The organism is Vibrio sp. D54 (genome assembly GCF_021728075.1).
Taxonomy (GTDB): domain Bacteria; phylum Pseudomonadota; class Gammaproteobacteria; order Enterobacterales; family Vibrionaceae; genus Vibrio; species Vibrio alginolyticus.
Map to the genome: position 1 here is coordinate 1 of NZ_JAKKCS010000014.1, position 22,892 is coordinate 22,892.

The 22,892-nt window shown below is 44.3% G+C and carries 16 protein-coding genes; 5 read left to right on the top strand and 11 right to left on the bottom strand.

The window, feature by feature from the left end:
- Positions 1–191: 191 nt before the first annotated feature.
- Entirely contained in the window at positions 192–4,085 is a 3,894-nt protein-coding gene (purL, locus tag L3V37_RS16995) for a phosphoribosylformylglycinamidine synthase (protein ID WP_237306685.1), read from the bottom strand.
- A gap of 299 nt (positions 4,086–4,384) precedes the next feature.
- Here purL and mltF point away from each other — a divergent pair, with 299 nt between their 5' ends.
- Positions 4,385–5,962: a membrane-bound lytic murein transglycosylase MltF gene (gene mltF / locus L3V37_RS17000; protein WP_237306651.1), complete on the top strand. Its 1,578-nt coding sequence runs from the start codon at positions 4,385–4,387 to the stop codon at positions 5,960–5,962.
- Between the two features lie 588 nt (positions 5,963–6,550).
- On the opposite strand, the gene tadA is transcribed toward mltF, so the two are convergent.
- The 6 genes from tadA to L3V37_RS17030 all read right to left on the bottom strand — a co-directional run bounded on the left by tadA (position 6,551) and on the right by L3V37_RS17030 (position 12,056).
- Positions 6,551–7,099 carry a tRNA adenosine(34) deaminase TadA gene (tadA, locus tag L3V37_RS17005; protein WP_031780849.1) on the bottom strand — a complete coding sequence of 183 codons (549 nt, stop codon included), beginning with the start codon at positions 7,097–7,099 and terminating at the stop codon, positions 6,551–6,553.
- Between the two features lie 212 nt (positions 7,100–7,311).
- Positions 7,312–8,871: an AbgT family transporter gene (locus L3V37_RS17010; RefSeq protein ID WP_237306652.1), complete on the bottom strand. Its 1,560-nt coding sequence runs from the start codon at positions 8,869–8,871 to the stop codon at positions 7,312–7,314.
- 397 nt (positions 8,872–9,268) lie between these two features.
- The gene (locus L3V37_RS17015) at positions 9,269–9,682 is read right to left on the bottom strand and encodes a prepilin-type N-terminal cleavage/methylation domain-containing protein (RefSeq protein ID WP_237306653.1); all 414 of its coding nucleotides are present in this window, start codon (positions 9,680–9,682) and stop codon (positions 9,269–9,271) included.
- Positions 9,672–10,982, bottom strand: coding sequence for a hypothetical protein (locus tag L3V37_RS17020; RefSeq protein WP_237306654.1), 1,311 nt, complete (start codon positions 10,980–10,982; stop codon positions 9,672–9,674). Before L3V37_RS17020 ends, L3V37_RS17015 begins: the two co-directional genes overlap by 11 nt.
- Positions 10,979–11,569, bottom strand: a complete 591-nt coding sequence (locus L3V37_RS17025; protein WP_017635697.1) for a PilW family protein — start codon at positions 11,567–11,569, stop codon at positions 10,979–10,981. The genes L3V37_RS17020 and L3V37_RS17025 overlap by 4 nt, the downstream gene beginning before the upstream one ends.
- Positions 11,550–12,056, bottom strand: a complete 507-nt coding sequence (locus L3V37_RS17030; RefSeq protein WP_017635698.1) for a GspH/FimT family pseudopilin — start codon at positions 12,054–12,056, stop codon at positions 11,550–11,552. Before L3V37_RS17030 ends, L3V37_RS17025 begins: the two co-directional genes overlap by 20 nt.
- A 103-nt stretch (positions 12,057–12,159) precedes the next feature.
- Between L3V37_RS17030 and L3V37_RS17035 the strand changes: the two genes are divergently transcribed.
- Positions 12,160–12,591 carry a type IV pilin protein gene (locus tag L3V37_RS17035; RefSeq protein ID WP_047102120.1) on the top strand — a complete coding sequence of 144 codons (432 nt, stop codon included), beginning with the start codon at positions 12,160–12,162 and terminating at the stop codon, positions 12,589–12,591.
- 68 nt (positions 12,592–12,659) lie between these two features.
- On the opposite strand, the gene dnaJ is transcribed toward L3V37_RS17035, so the two are convergent.
- The 4 genes from dnaJ to grpE all read right to left on the bottom strand — a co-directional run bounded on the left by dnaJ (position 12,660) and on the right by grpE (position 18,562).
- Positions 12,660–13,808 (bottom strand): molecular chaperone DnaJ, encoded by a 1,149-nt coding sequence (gene dnaJ, locus L3V37_RS17040; protein ID WP_237306655.1) that lies wholly within the window; start codon positions 13,806–13,808, stop codon positions 12,660–12,662.
- Between the two features lie 204 nt (positions 13,809–14,012).
- On the bottom strand, positions 14,013–15,926 hold the full coding sequence (dnaK, locus tag L3V37_RS17045; RefSeq protein ID WP_005381623.1) for a molecular chaperone DnaK: 1,914 nt from the start codon (positions 15,924–15,926) through the stop codon (positions 14,013–14,015).
- A gap of 347 nt (positions 15,927–16,273) precedes the next feature.
- The gene (locus tag L3V37_RS17050; RefSeq protein ID WP_005381625.1) at positions 16,274–17,548 is read right to left on the bottom strand and encodes a dicarboxylate/amino acid:cation symporter; all 1,275 of its coding nucleotides are present in this window, start codon (positions 17,546–17,548) and stop codon (positions 16,274–16,276) included.
- A gap of 417 nt (positions 17,549–17,965) precedes the next feature.
- On the bottom strand, positions 17,966–18,562 hold the full coding sequence (gene grpE, locus L3V37_RS17055; protein ID WP_021034134.1) for a nucleotide exchange factor GrpE: 597 nt from the start codon (positions 18,560–18,562) through the stop codon (positions 17,966–17,968).
- A gap of 146 nt (positions 18,563–18,708) precedes the next feature.
- Here grpE and nadK point away from each other — a divergent pair, with 146 nt between their 5' ends.
- From nadK to recN, 3 genes are all read left to right on the top strand, one after another.
- Positions 18,709–19,593 (top strand): NAD(+) kinase, encoded by an 885-nt coding sequence (gene nadK, locus L3V37_RS17060; protein WP_005381631.1) that lies wholly within the window; start codon positions 18,709–18,711, stop codon positions 19,591–19,593.
- A 265-nt stretch (positions 19,594–19,858) separates the two neighbouring features.
- Positions 19,859–21,049 carry a DUF3103 domain-containing protein gene (locus L3V37_RS17065; protein WP_005383752.1) on the top strand — a complete coding sequence of 397 codons (1,191 nt, stop codon included), beginning with the start codon at positions 19,859–19,861 and terminating at the stop codon, positions 21,047–21,049.
- A 166-nt stretch (positions 21,050–21,215) separates the two neighbouring features.
- Positions 21,216–22,880: a DNA repair protein RecN gene (gene recN / locus L3V37_RS17070; RefSeq protein WP_005383750.1), complete on the top strand. Its 1,665-nt coding sequence runs from the start codon at positions 21,216–21,218 to the stop codon at positions 22,878–22,880.
- Positions 22,881–22,892 lie beyond the last annotated feature (12 nt).

Below are 22,892 nucleotides of genomic sequence, written 5' to 3' on the forward strand. Positions count from 1 at the left end.
ACCTCATCAACTACAGTGAGTTTAAAAGCGAGGGAGTAATCGCGCTGAGTTCTTTTAGTTGTTGATTTCATAACACTCTCCAATTTTGGGGGTGGAAAGTGTCAACCTTATTTAGGACGGCACAATAAGAAAAAAGAAAGCGCTGGTCTCTCAACCAACGCTTTACTTAAGCTAGATTAACCTGAGGTTAATTAACCGATATTCTTACGTGCATTTTGGAACATACGCATCCAAGCACCATTTTCACCCCAACCTTCCGGAGCCCAAGAGTTTGCAACTGTGCGGAATACGCGCTCTGGGTGAGGCATCATGATAGTTACGCGACCGTCTGCTGTTGTTAAACCGGTAATCGCGTTTGGCGAACCATTCGGGTTGTTCGGGTATTGTTGTGTTGGGTTACCGAGGTTATCCACGTAACGAACCGCAACCGTACCTGATGCCTCGATCGCTGCTAGGTGCTCTGCATCACGTACTTCTACACGCCCTTCTCCGTGGGAAACCGCGATTGGCATACGCGAACCAGCCATGCCATCAAAGAATACAGAATCAGATTTCTGAACTTCAACTAGACTAAAGCGCGCTTCAAAACGCTCAGATTCGTTGCGCACAAAACGTGGCCACAAGTCTGCACCTGGGATCAGCTCTTTCAGGTTTGATAGCATCTGACAACCGTTACATACACCTAAAGAGAACGTCTCTTCACGGTTGAAGAAGGCTTGGAACTGTTCACGAGCTTGTGCGTTAAACAGGATAGACTTAGCCCAACCTTCACCCGCACCTAGTACGTCGCCGTAAGAGAAGCCACCACAAGCTACTAAGCCATGGTATTCATCCAGTACCGCTTGGCCTGTTAGGATATCGCTCATATGGATGTCGGTTGCTTCAAAACCTGCGCGGTCAAACGCTGCTGCCATTTCGACGTGGGAGTTAACGCCCTGCTCACGTAGGATTGCCATCTTAGGTTTAGCACCTTTCGCAATGTACGGTGCTGCAACGTCTTCATTTACGTCGAAGCTGAGTTTAACGTTTAGACCCGGGTCAGAGTTGTCTTTCTTAGCTTCGTGCTCTTGGTCTGCACACGCTGGGTTATCACGTAGGCTTTGCATCTTATGCGTTGTTTCAGCCCAGATAACGCGTAGTTCGGTACGTGAACGTTCAAGCACAACTGCATCACCAGAAGTGATAACAAAGTCGTCTGAAGCTTCAACAGAACCAATCACATGTGAGCATGCCTCTAAGCCGTTTGCCGCCAGAGTAGATAGAACTGAATCTAGATCATCATTCTTAACTTGAACAACCGCACCTAGCTCTTCGTTAAATAGAACGGCCAGCGCATCGTCACCCAGCTCTGCGATGTTCGCTTTTACACCACAGTGACCCGCGAATGCCATCTCAGCCAGTGTAACAAACAGACCGCCGTCGCCTTTATCGTGGTAAGCCACTAGCTTGTCATCACGTACTAACGCTTGCATTGCATCAAAGAAGCCTTTTAGCTGCTCTGCATTATCTACGTCAGCAGGTTTGTCACCCAGCTGTTTGTATACTTGTGCCAATGCTGTCGCACCTAAGCGGTTTTTGCCGTTACCCAAGTCAACAAGAACTAGAGAAGTATTTCCTTTGTCAGTGCGTAGTTGTGGAGTCACGGTCTTACGTACGTCTTCCACACGACCAAATGCCGTGATAACTAGCGACAGTGGAGATGTGACTTCTTTGCTCTCGCCGTTTTCTTCCCACTTGGTTTTCATCGACATGGAGTCTTTACCAACTGGGATAGTCAAACCTAAAGCAGGACACAGTTCTTCACCCACCGCTTTCACTGCTTCGTAAAGACCCGCATCTTCACCTGGGTGACCCGCTGGAGACATCCAGTTCGCAGACAGTTTAATGTGTTTAATATCACCGATGTCTGTTGCCGCAATGTTCGTTAGTGACTCACCAACTGCTAGGCGAGCCGATGCACCAAAGTCTAGTAATGCCACTGGCGTGCGCTCACCCATCGACATTGCTTCGCCATGGTAAGTGTCGTAGCTTGCCGCTGTTACTGCGCAGTTTGCTACTGGTACCTGCCAAGGACCAACCATTTGATCACGAGCAACCAGACCCGTTACTGTTCGGTCACCGATAGTAATTAGGAATGTTTTTTCTGCAACAGCAGGAAGACGAAGTACGCGATCCACCGCTTCATTAAGCTCAATACCATCACGAACAATGGCAGGGCTTTCCACTTTTAGTGTGGTTGCGTCACGGTGCATCTTCGGTGGCTTACCAAGCAGGATATCCATTGGCATATCGATTGGCGTATTGTCGAAGTGAGAATCTTCTAACGTTAAATGACGCTCTTCTGTCGCCACACCCACCACTGCATATGGCGCGCGTTCACGCTTACAGATTGCGTCGAATGCTTCCATGTTTTCTGGCGCTACCGCTAGAACGTAACGTTCCTGTGATTCGTTACACCAGATTTCCAGTGGGCTCATGCCCGGCTCATCGTTTGGTACATCGCGTAATTGGAACTTACCGCCACGCTCACCGTCGTCGACGAGTTCAGGCAATGCGTTAGAGATACCGCCTGCACCCACATCGTGGATAAATGCGATTGGGTTGTCGTCGCCTAACTGCCAACAACGGTCGATCACTTCCTGACAGCGACGTTCCATCTCTGGGTTTTCACGCTGTACTGAAGCGAAGTCCAGATCTTCTGCTGACTGACCAGATGCCATGGAAGATGCCGCACCACCACCAAGACCGATGTTCATTGCCGGACCACCAAGAACGATTAGGCTCGCACCCACTGGAATCTCTTTCTTCTGCACGTGTTTATCGCGGATGTTACCCATACCACCAGCAATCATGATTGGTTTGTGGTAACCACGAATTTCTTCACCCGCATGAGAAGTGACTTTTTCTTCGTAAGTACGGAAGTAACCCAATAGATTTGGACGACCAAATTCGTTGTTGAAAGCCGCGCCGCCAAGAGGGCCTTCAAGCATGATGTCTAACGCATTCACAATACGACCCGGCTTGCCGAAGTCGGTTTCCCATGGCTGTTCAAAACCAGGAATACGTAAGTTAGAGGTTGTAAAACCAACCAGACCCGCTTTTGGCTTACCGCCGATACCCGTCGCTCCTTCGTCACGGATTTCACCGCCTGAGCCAGTCGATGCGCCCGGCCACGGAGAGATTGCCGTTGGGTGGTTGTGCGTTTCTACCTTCATCAAGATGTGCGTATCTTCATGGTGGTACGTGTATTGACGAGATTTAGGGTCAGGGAAGAAACGCCCCGCTTTAGAACCTGTCATAACGGCTGCGTTGTCTTTGTATGCAGACAGCACATAGTCAGGTGTCGTTTCAAAAGTGTTTTTGATCATTTTGAACAAAGACTTAGGTTGATCTACCCCGTCGATAGTCCAATCTGCGTTAAAAATTTTGTGGCGACAATGCTCTGAGTTCGCCTGAGCAAACATCATCAATTCAATGTCGTTTGGGTTACGCCCAAGCTTAGTAAAGTTCTCTACCAAGTAATCAATTTCATCTTCTGCGAGTGCCAAGCCAAGGGAAACGTTTGCCTCTTCAAGCGCAAGACGACCGCCAGCTAAGATATCAACATGTGCGACAGGCTTAGGCTCTGCAACAGTAAATAATGCTGATGCGGCTTCAAATTCTGTGAATACTGTTTCCATCATGCGGTCGTGAATTAACGCTTTAACAGCGTCAGCTTGAGCTTCTGATAGAACAACTGCAGATTCGACATAATAAGCCGTACCACGCTCTAGACGTTTCACTTTATCCAGACCACAGTTAACAGCGATATCGGTAGATTTAGAAGACCAAGGCGAGATAGTGCCAGGACGAGGCGTGACAAGAAGTAGAAGACCTTCAGGCTCATGCTCTTCGATGGTTGGGCCGTAAGTTAGTAACTTTTCAAGTTTTTCTAACTCTTGGTCATCAAGGTCTGACTTTAGATCGGCAAAGTGCATAAACTCGGCATAAATGCCAGTTACAGGCAGATCTTGTTCACGACAAAGTTCCAGTAGTTTATTAACACGAAACTCAGAAAGAGCTGGGGAGCCACGCAAAATTCTCATGTGCTTAGGTCTCTTATGCAATTGATTAAGGTGATATTGGAATAAATTCAGACACTTAAAATAAGCCCTGTCGAACCTATGCCGATTCCACCTCGTCATTGCGAGCGCATTATATAGTAATTGTTTTTGTGATGTAACACCAAAAGCAACCGTTTGCGTCATTTTTTTTGTCAAATTTGAATTACAACTAAAATGTCGATAAAACACACAATGTCACGTTATAAGTGTGTGATTCACTTTGCCCCATGAGCTCGCTTTGATATAAAGGCAAATAGAAATTTTCCAAGATGTACCTATTAATGCAAATAAGTCACTTCAACCGGCTCAAGCGCAGTGCTCTAATTTTAGTTTCTGTTCTTTTGCTCTCTGCTTGCCAGATTGAGTCGGAGCCCAAAAGTGAATTTGAAAAAATTCAAGAACGTGGTGTGCTTCGTGTTGGCACGCTAAACAATCAGCTTTCCTACTACATAGGTCCCGATGGTCCCGCAGGGTTGGATTACGAATTGGCGCGTCAGTTTGCGGAGCAGCTCGGCGTCAAACTCGAGATTAAACCAGCCTTTCGCCAGGCTGAGCTTTTTCCTGCTCTTAAGAAAGGAGATATCGATATCATCGCTACGGGTTTAAATCAAACGTCACAAGCAGTCAAACGATTTAGACCAGGCCCGGCCTATTATTATGTAAGCCAACAAGTGGTATATAAAAAAGGGCAACTTCGACCACGAGATATCGAACAACTCATTGAATACCAAGCCTCGAAAGACGACGAGTCCGACGAAGATACAAATGCAGGCGCTCAAACATTAAAGATCGTTGAACAATCGCAATATGTTCCGACCCTAACAGCGTTAAAGAAGCAGCATCCAGAACTGCAGTTTGAAATTGTTGGTGATGCTGACACGAGAGACTTACTCAAATACGTATCGACGGGTGAGTTACGTTTTACTGTGACTGATTCGGTGGAACTTTCCCTAGCTCAACGCCTTTACCCCGATCTTGCGCTCGCGTTTGAACTTACAGAAGATCAACCAGTGTCTTGGTTTACTCGACGTTCTGAAGACGAAAGTTTGTATGCGATGCTGATAGAGTTTTTCGGTAACATCAAACAATCAGGAGAACTGTCCACTCTCGAAGAAAAGTACATTGGTCATATTGAAGCATTTGACTACGTTGATACTCGCGCATTCATTCGAGCTCTGGATGACAAATTGCCTAAATGGGCACCTTTATTCCAAAAATACAGCGAAGAGTTCGACTGGCGATTAATTGCAGCATTGGCTTATCAAGAGTCACACTGGAAACCAACAGCAAAATCGCCAACGGGTGTTAGGGGGATGATGATGCTGACTCTGCCAACGGCGAAAAGCGTCGGGGTAACAAACCGTTTAGACCCTGAGCAATCTGTTCGTGGTGGTGTCGAGTACTTACGTCGCATTGTAGGTCGCGTGCCTGATAGCATCAACGAGCATGAAAAAATATGGTTTGCGTTAGCTTCATACAATATTGGTTACGGCCACATGATGGACGCACGACGACTCACCAAAGCACAAGGTGGCGATCCGAACTCTTGGGCCGATGTAAAAGATAGGCTGCCTTTACTGCGTCAGAAGCGCTATTACAGCCAAACTCGCTATGGGTACGCCAGAGGCGATGAAGCGCGTAATTACGTAGAAAATATTCGACGTTACTACCAATCCATCATTGGTCATGTCAGCCAACAGCCAGCGATTGATGAGAATAGCGATGACTTGCAAGTGATTCCGCCGCTCAACCCCGACATTTTGATATCGGGCGCAGTAGAGACCGTCGTAGAACAAGTCTCTGGCGCTTCTGACGTCACGGTTGAAGAAGACACCGAACAAGAAAGCATTGAAGAATAAACCCGCGGTAAACTAAAAAATGACGAGCCTATGAAGCTCGTCATTTTTATTGAGTCCTAACGAAAACTTATCTAGAATCCAATATTCTGAGTGACACTAACCACACTCAACCATTCCTTTGGTTGGTCGCCTTTTCTTCATCGTTAGTAAAACTGATTGCTTTGTAACAGATTACTTTACAACCACATGGTTTAGCTCACTTGATGAAGCGGCGCTTTCGGCTACACTCTGCCGAAATAACGTCACTCCTATTATTAAGCATCGTATTGAAATTGTTTGCTGGCTCTGTGCAATGCAGAAGTCAAATGAAGAACGTTTAAACCATACAATGTTTAGTGCGATTATCGAGCCTATTGCCAAGCATCGATGAGCCGCACTTTACTGGTAAAAGTCTTGTCTGCAGGAGGTTTTGAATATGAGAAGACGTAGAGTGCAGTCAAAGCGTTTAAGTAACACAGTAGCTGCTATCCGACGTAAACGTAAACTGACATGTATGAAAAAGAAAGTAAGTTCACGTAATCGTGTTTTTGTACATTTAGTCAATCACTAGTGCGTCCAAGCAAACATCTACCACGTTGTAGGTGTTTGCTAGCCCTCACTACTCCTACTACCTTGTTCGCTCTCTCCATTTTCTAATGCTTTTTGTGCTTGCTTCTTCGCTTTAATTTCCTTTCGGCGGCGCTTAAAAAACGCTTGTAGCTGAGTACGGCACTCATCTTCTAGCAGCCCCTTTTCAACTAAGGCGTAATGGTAAGCGGCTTGACTTTCAAACAAATTAAGCACTGTTCCTGCTGCTCCAGCTTTTAAATCTGGCGCTCCAAAAACAACCCGCTTAACGCGGCTATGCAATAAGGCTCCGGCACACATTGGGCATGGCTCAAGTGTTACATATAACGTCGTATCCAGAAGGCGGTAATTTTCTAGCTTTTGGCCTGCTTTACGCAGCGTTTGGATCTCAGCATGTGCGGTAGCGTCATTAGTACCAATAGAGCGATTCCACCCCTCAGCGATAATTTCACCATCTTTGACAAGCACTGCGCCAACAGGTACTTCCCCCTCAGCTTCTGCTTGCTCAGCAAGCTCCATCGCTCTGCGCATAAACAATTCATCTTGAGGGGAAAACGGATGGTTAGACAAAGGAGGCTCCAAAGAAACAAAAAACGATTGAAGTCAGGAATTTTATCACCAACTTCGGTTTCACTACAGCAACACATCACGGGACAAAGTCTGCAACTCCAAAAAACTAGTTACAAGACCTATCGATGTTCGTTTTACGAGAACAAAAAAACGCAGATCGAAGACCTGCGCTTTTTGGCTGCCAATTAGCGGCTTTCACACCCTACACGTTTTTACATTATGTAAGTGTAAGGAGCTTGAATGCCTAGCGGGATACCTACCATCCAATAAGCAACTAGGAAGATAGACCAACCGATCAGCATTGCGATCGAGAATGGCATCATTAGTGACGCAAGCGTACCGATACCAGCCGACTTCACATAACGCTGACAGTAAACCACTACAAGAGGGAAAAATACCATTAGAGGCGAAATGATGTTCGATACAGAGTCACCCACACGGTAAGCCGCCTGAGACAGCTCAGGCGAGATACCAACCGCCATTAGCATTGGCACTAGGATTGGACCAATTAAAGCCCATTTTGCCGATGCCGAACCAATAAGTAGGTTTACAGACGCGGTTAGAAGGATCATACCGATGATGGTCACTTCACCTGGTAGGTTCATCGCTTTTAAGCCTTCTGCGCCATACAACGCTAGCATCGTACCGATGTTTGACTGAGCAAATGCAGATAGGAACTGAGCACAGAAGAACGACATAACAATGTATGCGCCCATGGTTGACATAGTATCAGCCATCGCTTTGATAATGTCGTTGCTGGTCTTGAACGTTCCAGACACTTTACCGTAAACGTAACCAGGAATGATAAACAGAATAAAGATCAACGGCACGATAGACTTCATTATCGGTGCTGAGAAGGCAGTAATTTCACCTTCAGGCGAGCGAAGTGCTGATGTTTCTGGAATTAACGCTGCAACAAGTAAAGCAATACCCGCCATCATTGCCCAACCTGCATAACGGAATGCTTTTGATTCCAGTTCAGTAAATGAACCTAGGTTTGGCGCGGTTTCCGCATCCTCATCAATTGGCATTTTTGATAAACGAGGCTCGATGATTTTCTCTGTCACGTACCAACCAATCCCCACAATAATGATGGAGGATAGGCCAGTGAAGAAGATGTTCGCTAATGGGTTAACCACATATTCAGGATCAAGAACCTGCGCCGCGGTTTGCGTAAAGCCTGCTAGTAGTGGATCGATACCTGAAGGGATAAAGTTTGCAGAGAAGCCACCAGATACACCTGCAAATGCTGCCGCAATACCTGCTAAAGGGTGACGACCTGCCGCATGGAAGATAATACCGCCAAGAGGAATAACCAGAACATAGCCTGCATCTGCCGCAGTATGCGATACAATGGCAACCAAAATAAGCATTGGAGTAAGAAGCTTAGCTGGCGTGAAGTTCAGCATCTTTTTAAGACCCGTCGTAATAAAACCCGAAGAATCTGCAACACCCACACCTAGCATTGCGACAAGTACGATACCCAGTGGCGCAAAGCCAGTAAACGTCGTCACCATGTTAGCAAGGAAACTTGCTAGCGCTTCGCCCGTAAGTAAGTTGGTGATAGTAAGAGCTTCGCCCGTTCGAGGGTTTGGAAGATCGAATGATACATTCGACAAAAGTGCTGACGCCGCCCAAGTAATGATCAATGCCCAGAAGAACAAAATCGCAGGATCAGGAATTTTGTTACCTGTCCTCTCGATAAAGTTTAAAAAGCGCTCCATCCCGCTCGGCTTCGATGATGGTGCCTTATTTACAGCTTGGTTACTCATGGTAACTCCATAGTGAATGATGTTGGTGCCAAGGCCTATTTGAATAATTATAACGACCTACTATCCAACGAGTATTCTAGTAAACACTAATGGGGAAAGCACAAGGTTCTAGATTTTTTTTCATAATTGGAGACATATTTTGCAAAAAAACAAAACCAAAGATACAAGCCTGAAACATTATGGAAAAATCAACATATACATTTAGTAAACGAGCTGGTAAAAACAAAGGTTGCATAGAGCGATGAATAGATAGTTTTAAGAAAAGAAACTATACGTGATGAGAAGCAAGAAATAATTCTCTTCAATATAAAAAAGGGCTACGCGGACAGTGAACACCTTATCCAAAGAACTCCAATCGGTTTTGATTGAATCGGCATAAAACAGGAACCTAGACTATTTAATCAAATTCGCTATGTTTAGAGATCATGGTTTTCAGCTCTACCGATTGTATTTTACCGTGGCGATCTTGCCATAGAGCTTCCATATGTATCGTTTTAAGTGCGCCCGACAGAGTTGCCGTTGGCACAGACCAAGATAAAGTATACAAGGGGTGCTTAGTATCTTCCCCAGAGACAATATTTGTATCAAAATTAGCGGCGGGCATCGAGGGGACTGCAGAAAGAGCCCCACGCGTACGAAACCACTCTAATTTCTGCTCAGCAAGATTTAGCGCTTCAATGCTATGCATCGCATAATCTGCCCGCAGCTCAATGTAAGCTTGCAACTTAACCAATCCAAGAGCACCGACACCAATTAAAATAAAAGAAATCATTATTTCAATTAAACTAAAACCATGTTGTTTACTTGGCATTCCAACTTCCCTCTTGCCAACGAACATCATTTCTCCCTGTTGTAGGTCTTTTGCTGGAATCAAATAGTAACTCCATTGAGCCCGCAATTGAGGTTTTTAACCCATCAGTATCAAAACCATAACCACCCGTTGCGTGAAATGCCCCTGCATCAACATAAACAGTTTGTGTAAGATCAGTATATTGTTTACCAATGGTAAAATTAGTCGGTGAGCCATCAGCATTCGAGAACAAACTTTCCCAATAGCTTTTTAACTCATCAGGAGCAAACTGTGGTTTAGTTTTATCGACTAAATGAAAAAGCGAACCCTGAAATGTTGTTGAACCAGTATTGATAAAAATACCATCTTGAATAACTAACGTATATTTCTCATGGTTGCCTTGAAGTGCTAAATTCCCGTGAATGGCGCAGTCACCAGTAATCCAAACCTTATCTACTTCCTTAAAAGCATTTTCGATAGCTGATTTACACTGTGTCGCATTTGACAAATTGATTTTCCCAGCTTTCGGAAATGAAGCTTTGACTTTATCAATATTTTCCGGTGTTTTTTTGTAATCAAAAAAGGTTTGGAATGGATCGACTTCAGAGTCATAAACAAAATCGCCTTTTAGCTGCGGATCAGAAGTTTCAGGTTTATTAGTTTTCGTAATTGCATTCCCAGCTTTTACTGTAACATTGGTTGTCGTTGCAGCGGTACACCCTCCAGCAGGAGAAGCATCATATAAGCTATTCGCTCTTATTGATGCCGTATTATATTTTGATCCTGTGCTTCCGCCTTCCATGGTATAACTATACCGATAAGTCAGTGATATGCATTCATACAGATTATCAGAATTAAGATCACCTTTCGCATCTGGATGAACCTTTAAATCACCATAAGTAGTTAACTTGGATGTGGTTTGTATCGCTCCTTTTCCACGATTACTTAGTGTACTGAAAGTTTTATTGAGCTGGGCCCAACCATTGTGAGATATAGAATTAATACGATAGACTCCTGCCCCTATATCAGTAACGTTCAGCTGGCTAAGGTTTAATTCCCTCTTACATAAGGTATTTAAATTATTGTGATTAATTGGGATGAGCTCGTTCACTATGGATACATCATCTGTGACATAAGCAAATAGACACTCAAGCCCTCCTTCCGCTTCCCAGTGCTGTTGCCGAGAACTAACTTCATTCTGCGCACGCTTAATTTGATAAAATAGATTCTTATATGAGCCTAACGTCACAACCAAAGCGACAGAGAGCAGTATGGAAGTAATAAGTAACGTGGCCACTCCTTGTTGATGCTTACGTATCATTGCCAATTCCTTTGCTGAACTTGTAATAAAATGGCGTGAGAAATTGCCGGATCATTTTTTAATTCAGCGGCCATTGAAATAGAAATAAACGCACTCTCTATTGACGAACCTGATAGTAATGTTCGACTAACACCAAATTGAGTTACTTTAATTTGCTTAGGATCAAAAAGATCAAAACATCCACTAGCAGCAGACACGACACTTAAAGGTGATGGTGAATCATCCTGGCAATATTCCAACATATTATCCTTTAACCGATATATCGTATTACTCACAGAGCTTGCTGTGTTTCGATAAACATAACCGATTTTTTCGGATTGTTGATATAGAACGCTAGGAGAACCGGAAAGCATCATTGATTTTGTCGTAATACCATCAAACCCTGCTCGCTGAATATCCTCTTTCACTTGTTGAATTACACTACTCATCTGCTGAAGTAGCATTATTTCCTTGCTTCGCTGCACAGCTGTTTTTTGGTTAGAAAGAAACACTGCACCAACAATGCCCAAAGCGACAAGTCCTAACAACGCAGCAATCATAAACTCAACAAGTGTACTACCCTGCTGTTTAGCATTGTTCAAAGCCATATTTTGCCTTATTCATAGCGCACACTTTTACTCGCCCTGCTCCGTTATGAACAGTTACTTTTATCGGACTGGTATCCGCTTGAGATTTCTTCAGGTGAATACTTCCCGCATTTTTGGGATTCCCCATAACACGATCAAACTTGACGCTAGTTATATTACTCGACACCACCAGACCCCGATATAGATGACCTTGCAGCTCAGCAACAGTATTCATTGAAGTAATGTCAGTGACATTCGATACACTCGAGAGTGTGAGCTTCCAGCTTCCGGTGGATGAAGGCAAGCCTTGAATATGAACCCAAAAATCTTGATTTCTCATCACCGATTCCGATTTCGCTTGGATCAAAAAACCCTGTAATTCGTTGGCTAAATTCACTATTTTCATGTGTTGGCTAACTTTTGAAAAACTTGGGGCGACAAAAAGTAGTAGTACTGACAAGACAGCAACAGTAATAAGAAGCTCCAACAACGTAAACCCGCGAGGCATTTCCCAAATTCCTATGTAAACGGCAAAAGGGCCGTAATTCATCTTGCACAGATGCTATCACCTGCCAAAAATAGGCGGAAAAGTGAAAAGGAAACTACTCGTGATGATTCGAATTTCTCGTTGTAACGGCTACAAAAAAGGATTGAGAGGGATGACATTGATCGAATTACTGGTAGCTGTAGTGATTGTCGGGATCATTGCGGCTGTCGCCTACCCTTCTTACACCAATCATGTGCTCAAGTCTCATAGGACGGTTGCCTTGAGCGATCTTAGTCGAATTCAGCTAGAGCTAGAGACATCTTATGATGGTGGGTACGACTGGAGTCATATTATCTCTGGAGGCACATGCACTCTATGCGATTCAGACACAGATAGATTTTCTTTCAATATTGCGAGCTCTGCAAGTACGGCCTATACCATTACAGCAACAGCAAAATCGGCTCTGGGACAAGACGACGACGAGTGCTTGACTGGCGCTAAAACGATTACTTTAACGTCAACAAATGTCGAAGAACCAAGTGATTGCTGGAATTAGAAGAACACCGAGATGCAAAAAGGCCTGCATTTTAGCAGGCCTTTGTATTTGTGCTTTTCACTAACGTCTTAGCTGGTTAAATCATCAAAGAACTTTTTCACACCGTTGAAAAAGCCTTCTGATTTAGGCTTGTGCTTAGTTGCCGCTTCACCACCACAAGACTCTTCAAACTCTTTGAGCAGTTCTTTTTGGCGTGAGCTTAGGTTTACTGGTGTTTCAACAACCAACTTAACAATAAGATCACCAACACCGCCACCGCGAACGCCTTTCACACCTTTACCACGCATACGGAACATACGACCTGTTTGCGTTTCTGAAGGCACTTTTAGGCTTACGCGACCATCTAGGGTTGGTACTTCAACTTCACCACCTAGAGCTGCCATCGCAAAGCTTACTGGCACTTCACAGTATAGGTTGTTGCCATCACGCTCGAAGATATGGTGCTCTTTCACGTGCACTTGTACATACAAGTCGCCAGCAGGTGCTCCCATTTCTCCCGCTTCACCTTCGCCAGATAGACGAATACGGTCGCCAGTATCAACACCTGCAGGGATCTTAACATTAAGTGTTTTTGTTTTCTGCTTACGACCTTGACCATGACACTCATTACAAGGGTCTTTAATGATTTTACCTTTACCGTGACAGGTAGGACAGGTTTGCTGCACTGCGAAGAAGCCTTGGCGCATCTGTACTTGACCATGACCATGACAGGTACCACATGTTTCAGCAGATGAACCTTTCTTCGCGCCACTACCATCACAAGTATCACAGTGTACTAGTGTCGGTACTTCGATCTCTTTCGTTACACCACGAACTGCTTCTTCTAGCGTTAATTCCATGTTGTAACGTAGGTCAGCACCTCGCTGGGCACGGTGGCCACCACCGCCACGACGACCACCACCAAAGATGTCACCGAATACATCGCCAAAGATGTCGCCGAAATCAGCACCGCCGCCGCCAAAGCCGCCGCTACCGAAACCACCGCCGCCTTGTTCAAAAGCAGCATGACCGTATTGGTCGTACGCCGCTTTCTTTTGAGGGTCGGTCAGAACTTCGTACGCTTCTTTTACTTCTTTAAACTTGTCCGCCGCAGAATCATCACCCTGGTTTCGGTCTGGGTGGAATTTCATCGCTAGACGCTTATACGCCTTTTTGATATCGCGCTCTGAGGCATCACGGCTTACGCCTAATACTTCGTAAAAATCACGTTTTGACATGTTCTTCGTCACCAGTTAATTACTACAAACGGCATCGATTCACCGCTTGGTGTTTGTATCGTTCTAGGTAAGTGCACTTGTCTGCAACATACTTAACTAGAAAGACAGCGTTTACAAACAGACGGGCGTAAGAGTTGCCCCAAACGCCCGCAAACGAAGTCTTATCGACCCCAGATGGCTATGCAGCCATCTGGTTAAGAAATATTATTTCTTGTCGTCTTTAACTTCTTCGAACTCAGCATCTACAACGTCGTCTTCTTTAGACTGTGCACCTGCGTCAGCACCTTGTGCTTGCTGCGCTTGAGCTTGTTGTTGAGCGATTTCCATCAGCTTTTGAGAAGCAGTCATTAGTGCTTGAACTTTAGCATCGATAGCTTCTTTGTCTTCGCCTTTACGTGCTGTTTCTAGCTCAGAAATTGCTGCTTCAATCTTCTCTTTCTCTTCTGCAGGTAGAGCTTCACCAGCTTCTTCTACTTGCTTACGAGTACCGTGAATCATTTGGTCAGCTTGGTTACGTGCAGTCGCTAGCTCTTCGAACTTCTTGTCCGCTTCTTTGTTAGCTTCTGCTTCTTGAACCATTTTCTCGATGTCTTCATCGCTTAGACCGCCAGAAGCTTGGATAGTGATCTTCTGCTCTTTACCAGTCTGCTTGTCTTTCGCAGACACGTGTAGGATACCATCCGCATCAAGGTCAAAAGTAACCTCGATTTGTGGCATACCACGTGGTGCAGGCTGGATGCCTTCTAGGTTAAATTGGCCTAGAGACTTGTTGTACATCGCTTGCTTACGCTCACCTTGTAGAACGTGGATAGTTACCGCGCTCTGGTTGTCTTCCGCTGTAGAGAAAACTTGGTTCGCTTTAGTTGGGATAGTTGTGTTCTTCTCAACTAACTTAGTCATCACGCCACCCATTGTCTCGATACCTAGAGACAGTGGAGTTACGTCTAGTAGTAGTACGTCTTTAACGTCACCAGCAAGTACACCACCTTGAACTGCAGCACCCATTGCTACTGCTTCGTCAGGGTTTACGTCACGGCGCGCTTCTTTACCAAAGAACTCAGCAACTTTCGCTTGAACCATTGGCATACGAGTCTGACCACCAACTAGGATTACGTCAGTGATGTCGTTTACTGATAGGTCAGCGTCAGCTAGAGCTACTTTTAATGGCTCAAGAGAGCGTTGTACTAGGTCTTCAACTAGAGATTCTAGTTTTGCACGAGTCACTTTAATGTTCATGTGCTTAGGACCAGTTGCATCTGCAGTAACGTAAGGTAGGTTTACGTCTGTTTGAGAAGTAGAAGAAAGCTCGATTTTCGCTTTCTCTGCTGCTTCTTTAACACGCTGCATTGCTAGTGGGTCGTTCTTAAGGTTGATGCCTTGCTCTTTGTTGAACTCATCAACCAAGTAGTTGATTAGACGGTTATCAAAGTCTTCACCACCTAGGTGAGTATCACCGTTAGTTGCTAGAACTTCGAATGTTTTCTCGCCTTCAACTTCATCGATTTCGATGATTGAAATATCGAATGTACCACCACCAAGGTCGTATACCGCGATAGTGCGATCGCCGCCTTTCTTATCAAGACCGTAAGCTAGCGCAGCTGCCGTTGGTTCGTTGATGATACGTTTAACTTCTAGACCTGCGATACGGCCAGCATCTTTTGTCGCTTGACGCTGAGCATCGTTAAAGTAAGCAGGTACTGTGATAACTGCGCCAGTTACTTCCTCACCAAGGAAGTCTTCAGCAGTTTTCTTCATTTTCTTAAGAACTTCAGCAGAAACCTGAGGAGCTGCCATTTTTTGGCCTTTCGCTTCTACCCAAGCATCACCGTTGTCAGCCTTAACGATTTTGTAAGGCATGATTTCGATGTCACGCTGAACTTCTTCGTCTTCAAAACGACGACCGATTAGACGCTTAATTGCAAATAGCGTGTTTTCTGGGTTAGTTACTGCTTGACGTTTCGCTGGTTGACCTACTAGCGTCTCACCGTCAGTGTAAGCAATAACCGATGCAGTAGTACGTTCGCCCTCTGCGTTTTCAATTACACGTGGTTTGTCGCCGTCTAATACAGCAACACATGAGTTAGTAGTACCTAAGTCAATACCAATGATTTTACCCATCTGGCTATCTCCGAATAAATTCTATTTTCGTTTGGTTATAACCCCAATGTGGGGGGAGGAGAATCGGGTTTCAACCCTTGCTCACAAACAAAAATAATCAATGTTTGCTTCTCTATGCCACATAGATAAGGGCGGCAAAATGCTTTTCAAGGGCAGAATTAAAAAAAAGCGTCTTTTTTCGAAATTTATGTGTTTCTTTCTGATTAGTTGGGAACTCGTCACACTGCTGTAGCGCAACAAAACGTCATTTCCCAGATAAATTTATTTATGCCCGACTCTTCCTAAATAAAAAACGAGCTCATAAGAGCTCGCTTCAATATTAGGGTTAAAATAAATTATTCAAGGTATTAGGCGTTCGCTTGAGCAGGCTCAGCATCAACACCTTCTTCTTTACCTATCTCACCTTCTGTTTTTGCAACAATGGTGTTCACTGCCGTATCGCCGACAACGTTAGATGATGTACAGAACATATCATTGATACGGTCGACCGCTGCAATGATTGCTAAACCTTCAGGTGGTAAACCTAGCTGGTGAAGCAAAACGCCTACCATTACCACGCCACCCCCAGGAACGCCGCCCGCACCAATAGATAACAGAAGAATAGTTAAGCCAAGTGTGAAGATGTCTGCGGTGTTAATTGGCTGGCCAAAAGCGTTCGCAACAAACATCGTTGCTAGAGCAATATAGATAGACACACCAGACATATTCATCGTTGCGCCCAGTGGTACACCGAAGCCAGCAACCGATTTAGAGACCTGAAGCTTTTCTGTCAGTGTGCGCATCGTTACCGGGATAGTCGCGTTTGAGCTCGCGGTAGATAGAGAGAAAAGAATCTGCTCACGAGTTGCACGTAGGAAAGTCTTTGGAGAGGTTCCTGTCGCAATACTCACTGCCATTGGGTAGAAGAAGAAGATCCAGAACACCAACATCGCAACCACCAAAGCCACGTAACCGGCAACGGACATTAATGTATTGGCGTTTAGCGTTGCACCTAGTTGAATCATTAGTGCGAACACACCATATGGTGCAAGACTCATCACTAATCCAACCAATTTCATCATGATTTCATTTGCCATTTTGAATGTGCGAATAGCTGGGCCACCACGAGAATCCAAAGCTTGAATTGCAAGCCCCGTCAAAATTGCCATAAAGATGATTTGCAGCATGTCGCCGCTAGCAAACGCTTGTACAGGGTTGCTAGGAACAATGTTAACAACTAAAGAGAAAATGTCCGGCGTCTCTGTCGTTGTCAGTTGCACAGCCTCAGATACCGTTCCTGCTAGATTAGCGCCCGCTCCTGGCTGGAAGATCAAGCCGACAGTCAAAGCCGCCGTAATCGCAATGATGGTGTTAAGAATGTAAAGGGTAAAGGTTTTTCCACCAAGACGACCAAATGCACTGATGTCTTTCAAGTCAACAATGCCGCATACGATTGAAACGTAAACTAAAGGAACAACAAGTAATTTGATCAGTGAGACGAACATGCCGCCAACACCTTCTGCTGCTCCAAGTAGGTATGTATCAAAAATCGCAATACCGCTAAATAAGTACTGAATTGCTGTCCCCAGCACAAGGCCGGCAAACAAGCCTATAAAAATCTTACTAGAAAGCGATTTATCCATTATAAATCTCCGATATGTTGTGTTTGCTATTTACATTTTTGTAGTTATATATGCTTACTTTTAAAGCATTAGTCGCAAATCATACACACCGAAGTTACAAAATAAAGTGATAATTTACATTTTTGTTAACGAAATTGTTTTAGAAAAAATGACTATATTTACATTCCTATGCAGAACAAACATTCACACAACGAATGATTACAATCACTTATAGCCCTTCCCATTAATAAACACGCAGCGAGATGAGAGAAAATCTCCTATAGGAAAATAATTAACCAATAGGAAAAAATATGAAGGGGATCAAATTTTCATTTATCGATATACAACGAAGTTCGATGCAGTCATTTATGTTTAAAACAAAAAAGCGCCCATCAAAAATGATGGGCGCTTTTATACTTAAAAAACAGGTAGTTAAAGTTACTTAGCAACCATTACCATTGCCGGACGAATCACACGGCCGTTTAGTTCGTAACCTTTTTGCATAACAAACATAACAGTGTTTGATTCATGATCAGGGCTCTCCTGAATCGACATCGCTTGATGGAACTCTGGATTGAATGCTTCACCTTCAGGGTTGATTGCTTTCAAGCCAAATTTCGCTACAACGTCTACAAACGTTTTATGGGTTAGTTCAACGCCTTCTAGGAACGGCTTCACAGTTTCATTCTCTGTATCTGCCGCTTGAATTGCACGCTCTAGGTTATCAATAACAGGAAGCAGCTCTTCTGCAAACTTGTTCAACGCAAACTTACGTGCTTTATCGATCTCTTGCTCAGTGCGACGACGCATGTTTTCTACTTCAGCTTTAGAACGCAACACCGCATCTTGTTGCTCTTTTACTTTTGCCTCGCTAGACAATAGTGCCGCTTCTAGTTGAGCAATCTTAGCGTCTGTCTCATCACCAAGCTCTTCAAGCTCAGCTTCAACTTCTTGTGCTTCAGCTTCTACTTTTTCAGCCTCTTCGATGATTTGATCAAGCTCTTCTTCTGTAACTTTGTTTTCTTCGTTGCTCATGATATCTCCAGAATTCAACATAATGCCCTTAAAGCCATGCGCGTTTTTGCGGGCTTTAACCACATAAAAATTCGCATATTTAGGTGACTTGCCATTATTATGGGGATGAAGATTCCTGATTCAAGCCTCTTTAATGCGGAAATGCTATGAAAAATCCATGTAACGTGATCGCGATTATCGGAAAACCAAGAGATCAACAAGCAATTCAAACTCATAAAGAGTTGTACCAATGGTTGACCTCTGAGGGCTATAAAGTATTCATTGACGATCGCCTTGCCGCAATACTGGATGATATCCCACAGAGTCAGTTTGCTAGCTTAGTTGAACTAGGAAAAAATGCCGATCTAGCCATTGTGGTTGGTGGCGATGGCAACATGCTAGGTGCAGCAAGAATTTTATCCCGATTTGATGTACCAGTTATAGGCGTGAACCGTGGAAATCTGGGCTTCTTAACTGACTTGAACCCAGACGACTTCCAAGCGTCTCTGCAAGCGGTACTCGACGGTGAGTATATTGAAGAGGAGCGTTTTCTTTTAGAGGCGGAAGTACACCGCCACGGACAAATAAAGAGTCATAACGCTGCGCTAAACGAAGCCGTACTTCACCCAGGGCAAATTGCCCATATGATTGAATTTGAAGTGTACATAGATGAAAGCTTCGCCTTCTCTTTACGGGCCGACGGTTTGATTGTCTCCACTCCGACTGGCTCGACGGCATATTCACTTTCTGGCGGCGGCCCAATTCTTTCTCCTAGCTTGAATGCCATTTCACTCGTGCCAATGTTCCCGCATACATTGTCGAGTCGACCTTTGGTGGTTGATGGAAAACGTCGAATTAAATTGGTGGTATCACCAGAAAACCGTGGAACACAAGAAGTTAGCTGTGATGGACAAGTCTCACTTCCAGTTACCCCTGGCGACGAAATTCACATCTATCAAAGTCCAAATGTACTAAAGCTCATCCATCCAAAAGACTACAGCTACTATCACGTCTTACGGAATAAGCTTGGCTGGTCTAGTAAATTGTTCTAACACTTGTTACTCAGGGTAATAACTTCAATAAAAAAGCCAGCAGCTCAATTGCTACTGGCTTTTGGCTTTCTTAGACAAGAAATAGACACAAAGTAGTGAGGCGACACGATATTTGTCATCATTAAAGAGAAGCTTATAAATTTTGATCCTGTGGGCAAACTTTACACAAAAGATAGAAAAGCAAATTCAATGATCTATGTCCGGTGATATTCTCACCATGAATAGAGTATTAACTCTATTTCATACAATCAATAAAGGACATATTATGAAGAAAACCATCATTCTGTCTGTTCTCAGTACATTAGCACTTATTGGCTGCCAATCAGAGGAAACGCAAGTCAACAGTGTATCCAACGCAAAAGCGGAAGATATCACTAAGACGAAGCGTGCCCTAGCTCAACAATTGAGTGAGAACTATGCTGCCATTGAACCCATGTTGAGAAGAGATATTACTCCGCAACAGACTAACGTGTCTGTATCAGCATTTGTTAAGCAAAACCCTAACTCAGAGTTCAGCCGCCAGCTTGTACAAGCTGACACTCAAATTCGTAGCTGGAAAGGTATTTCTGAATACTCAGATCAGTTGTTAGAAGTTCGCTTGGCAAATGAAGCCATGATAACAGCATGGCAAAGTGGCGAGGTCGAGCCATTATTTGCGTTTGAACCAAGTGGTGATGATGAGAATTGGCAATACATCGAAGCATTTGATGTTTATGGCAACATCCATCAACTCGATGTTTACCAGCTCCCTGAGGTACCTGTACTTGTCGTTGATAACAATAGCTCTGCAGAGCTAAAAGCAGGCTTGCAAGCTATGCAAGCTGAGATGAAAAAACTCGGTCAACCAGCTTTAGTTCAACCATATATTGCTGATGAACAACGCCAAAATACACCGTTATTGTCAAGTAGCGCAGTGGGCGAAGCGGCTCCAATTCAAACCACGCAGTTGAAAAAGATCCGTCTAGCCGATGACAAAGAACCTTGGATCTCTGGCAAGGCAGAAATCTACGCTATCGTAACGGGCGTCAATCCAAGTCGTGATGAACCTACTCTCGATTTGGTGGAGCTTCCATACTTAGACTACGATAACCAAGATTACTATCCAAATCAGATCATTATTCACTGGTCTCGTTACCGCTGGGGTGCGGCAGACATTGTGCTCATGGAGCAAGATGACGGCACAGACTATAAACAATTGGCAAAACTCCTTGTTCAAGTTGCCGAAGAAGTATTGAAAGCGATTCCAGATCCAGAAGTTCAGGCTTACGCGATTATTCCGCAAATCACGAACAAGATCATCGACACTATCCCCGATGGTGTACTCACGAATGATGATGACTTCGTCGACGTTTACTACACTCTAATGCAAGATACTTCATACGTAGATCACCCAGGTGCAGGTGTGAATGCAGTCGTCACACTAGAACCACTAACGATTAACCCAACTCGTCCGTAACCTGTTCAATTTTAATGAGTCGTTGTAATCACATCGGCTCATTTTTCCCACTTCATCACAAAAAAACAGCCTACAAAGAAAATTTTCCTCACCTGACTTTACTGTATAAAGAAACAGTATATACTGTTCTCTTATACAGTATTGTTCAGTTATACAGGTAAATAAAATGCTGGCTCATCTAAGTGTTAATAATTTTGCGATTGTTAAGTCTTTACAACTCGAGCTTTCTAAGGGCATGACCACCATTACAGGTGAAACAGGCGCGGGTAAATCCATTGCTATCGATGCTTTAGGGCTCTGCTTAGGCGGACGAGCCGATGCCGGCATGGTGCGACAAGGTGAAGAGAAAACCGAAGTTAGCGCCGCTTTTTTATTGGACAACAACTTACATGCAACACGTTGGTTAGAAGATAACGATCTGCTAGATGGTAGTGAGTGTATTTTGCGTCGTATTATCACAAAAGAAGGCCGCTCAAGAGCCTTCATTAATGGCAGCCCTGTTCCACTATCACAACTCAAATCTCTAGGGCAGCTACTTATCAATATCCATGGGCAGCACGCTCATCATCAATTGATGAAAAGTGAGCACCAAATGGCCATGCTCGACCAATATGCTGGGCATTTAAACCTACTAAAAAGCACACGAAGTGCTTACCAGCATTGGCGTCAGGCAGACAATAACCTCAAGCAACTAAAAGAAAATAGCCAGCAAAACCAGGCGCAAAAACAATTGCTTGAATACCAAATCAAAGAACTAAATGAGTTATCGCTAGGTGAAGAAGAATTTGCAGAGCTCGAGCAAGAGCACAAACGACTATCCAACAGTGGTGAACTCGCCACTACCTGTCAGCAAGCCATCGAACTTATTTACGAAGGTGAAGAAGTCAATGCGCTTGGTATTTTGCAATCGGCCAATCACTCCCTAATTCAATTAGCCGAATTAGATGAAAAGCTATCTGAGCTACCTAACATGCTGTCAGAAGCGATGATTCAACTTGAAGAAACGAAGAATGAATTACGCAGCTACTTAGACGGCATCGATGTTGATCCAGCTCGTATGGCTTATGTAGAAGAACGTTTTTCTAAAGTGATGTCTGTAGCTCGTAAACACCACGTAATGCCAGAAGAACTCTACCAGCATCATCAAGATCTTCTGGCCCAAGTAGAAGCGTTAGATTGCTCCGATGAACGTTTAGATGAGCTTGCTCAAGAAGTAGAACACAAGTACCAAAGCTTTCTAACACAAGCAGAAAAACTGCACAAATCACGCAGCCGTTACGCAAAAGAACTGAACAAACTGATCACACAAAGCATGCACGAATTGAGCATGGAGAAAGCAGTATTCAGTATCGAAGTTAGCAATGACAACACGCACCCATCGCCGCTTGGCATGGACAGCGTGTGCTTCTTAGTATCGACCAACCCGGGACAACCATTACAACCTATAGCAAAAGTTGCGTCAGGCGGTGAGCTATCACGCATCTCTCTAGCGATCCAAGTGATCACCGCTCAGAAAGTAGATACACCAAGTTTAATCTTCGATGAAGTGGACGTAGGTATTAGTGGCCCAACAGCTGCCGTAGTGGGCAAAATGCTACGCAAGCTTGGCGAATCTACTCAAGTATTGTGTGTCACTCACCTCCCTCAAGTTGCCGGATGCGGCCATCAACAAATGTTTGTTGCTAAGCAAACCAAAGCAGGCCAAACCGAAACCCAAATGCACGCATTAGATGAACAACAACGTGTGGCAGAATTAGCTCGCTTACTTGGTGGTAGTCAAATAACCGACTCAACGTTGGCAAACGCAAAAGAACTGCTTATCGCCGCTTAATAAATCGACAAG

Coding starts and splice junctions, on each gene's coding strand:
- L3V37_RS17020 (WP_237306654.1), bottom strand. CDS start 10,982: ATGATACGTAAGCATCAACAAGGAGTGGCCACGTTACTTATTACTTCC.
- purL (WP_237306685.1), bottom strand. CDS start 4,085: ATGAGAATTTTGCGTGGCTCCCCAGCTCTTTCTGAGTTTCGTGTTAAT.
- L3V37_RS17015 (WP_237306653.1), bottom strand. CDS start 9,682: ATGCCAAGTAAACAACATGGTTTTAGTTTAATTGAAATAATGATTTCT.
- recN (WP_005383750.1), top strand. CDS start 21,216: ATGCTGGCTCATCTAAGTGTTAATAATTTTGCGATTGTTAAGTCTTTA.
- L3V37_RS17025 (WP_017635697.1), bottom strand. CDS start 11,569: ATGGCTTTGAACAATGCTAAACAGCAGGGTAGTACACTTGTTGAGTTT.
- dnaK (WP_005381623.1), bottom strand. CDS start 15,926: ATGGGTAAAATCATTGGTATTGACTTAGGTACTACTAACTCATGTGTT.
- L3V37_RS17050 (WP_005381625.1), bottom strand. CDS start 17,548: ATGGATAAATCGCTTTCTAGTAAGATTTTTATAGGCTTGTTTGCCGGC.
- L3V37_RS17065 (WP_005383752.1), top strand. CDS start 19,859: ATGAAGAAAACCATCATTCTGTCTGTTCTCAGTACATTAGCACTTATT.
- dnaJ (WP_237306655.1), bottom strand. CDS start 13,808: ATGTCAAAACGTGATTTTTACGAAGTATTAGGCGTAAGCCGTGATGCC.
- L3V37_RS17035 (WP_047102120.1), top strand. CDS start 12,160: ATGATTCGAATTTCTCGTTGTAACGGCTACAAAAAAGGATTGAGAGGG.
- nadK (WP_005381631.1), top strand. CDS start 18,709: ATGAAAAATCCATGTAACGTGATCGCGATTATCGGAAAACCAAGAGAT.
- grpE (WP_021034134.1), bottom strand. CDS start 18,562: ATGAGCAACGAAGAAAACAAAGTTACAGAAGAAGAGCTTGATCAAATC.
- L3V37_RS17010 (WP_237306652.1), bottom strand. CDS start 8,871: ATGAGTAACCAAGCTGTAAATAAGGCACCATCATCGAAGCCGAGCGGG.
- mltF (WP_237306651.1), top strand. CDS start 4,385: ATGCAAATAAGTCACTTCAACCGGCTCAAGCGCAGTGCTCTAATTTTA.
- L3V37_RS17030 (WP_017635698.1), bottom strand. CDS start 12,056: ATGCCTCGCGGGTTTACGTTGTTGGAGCTTCTTATTACTGTTGCTGTC.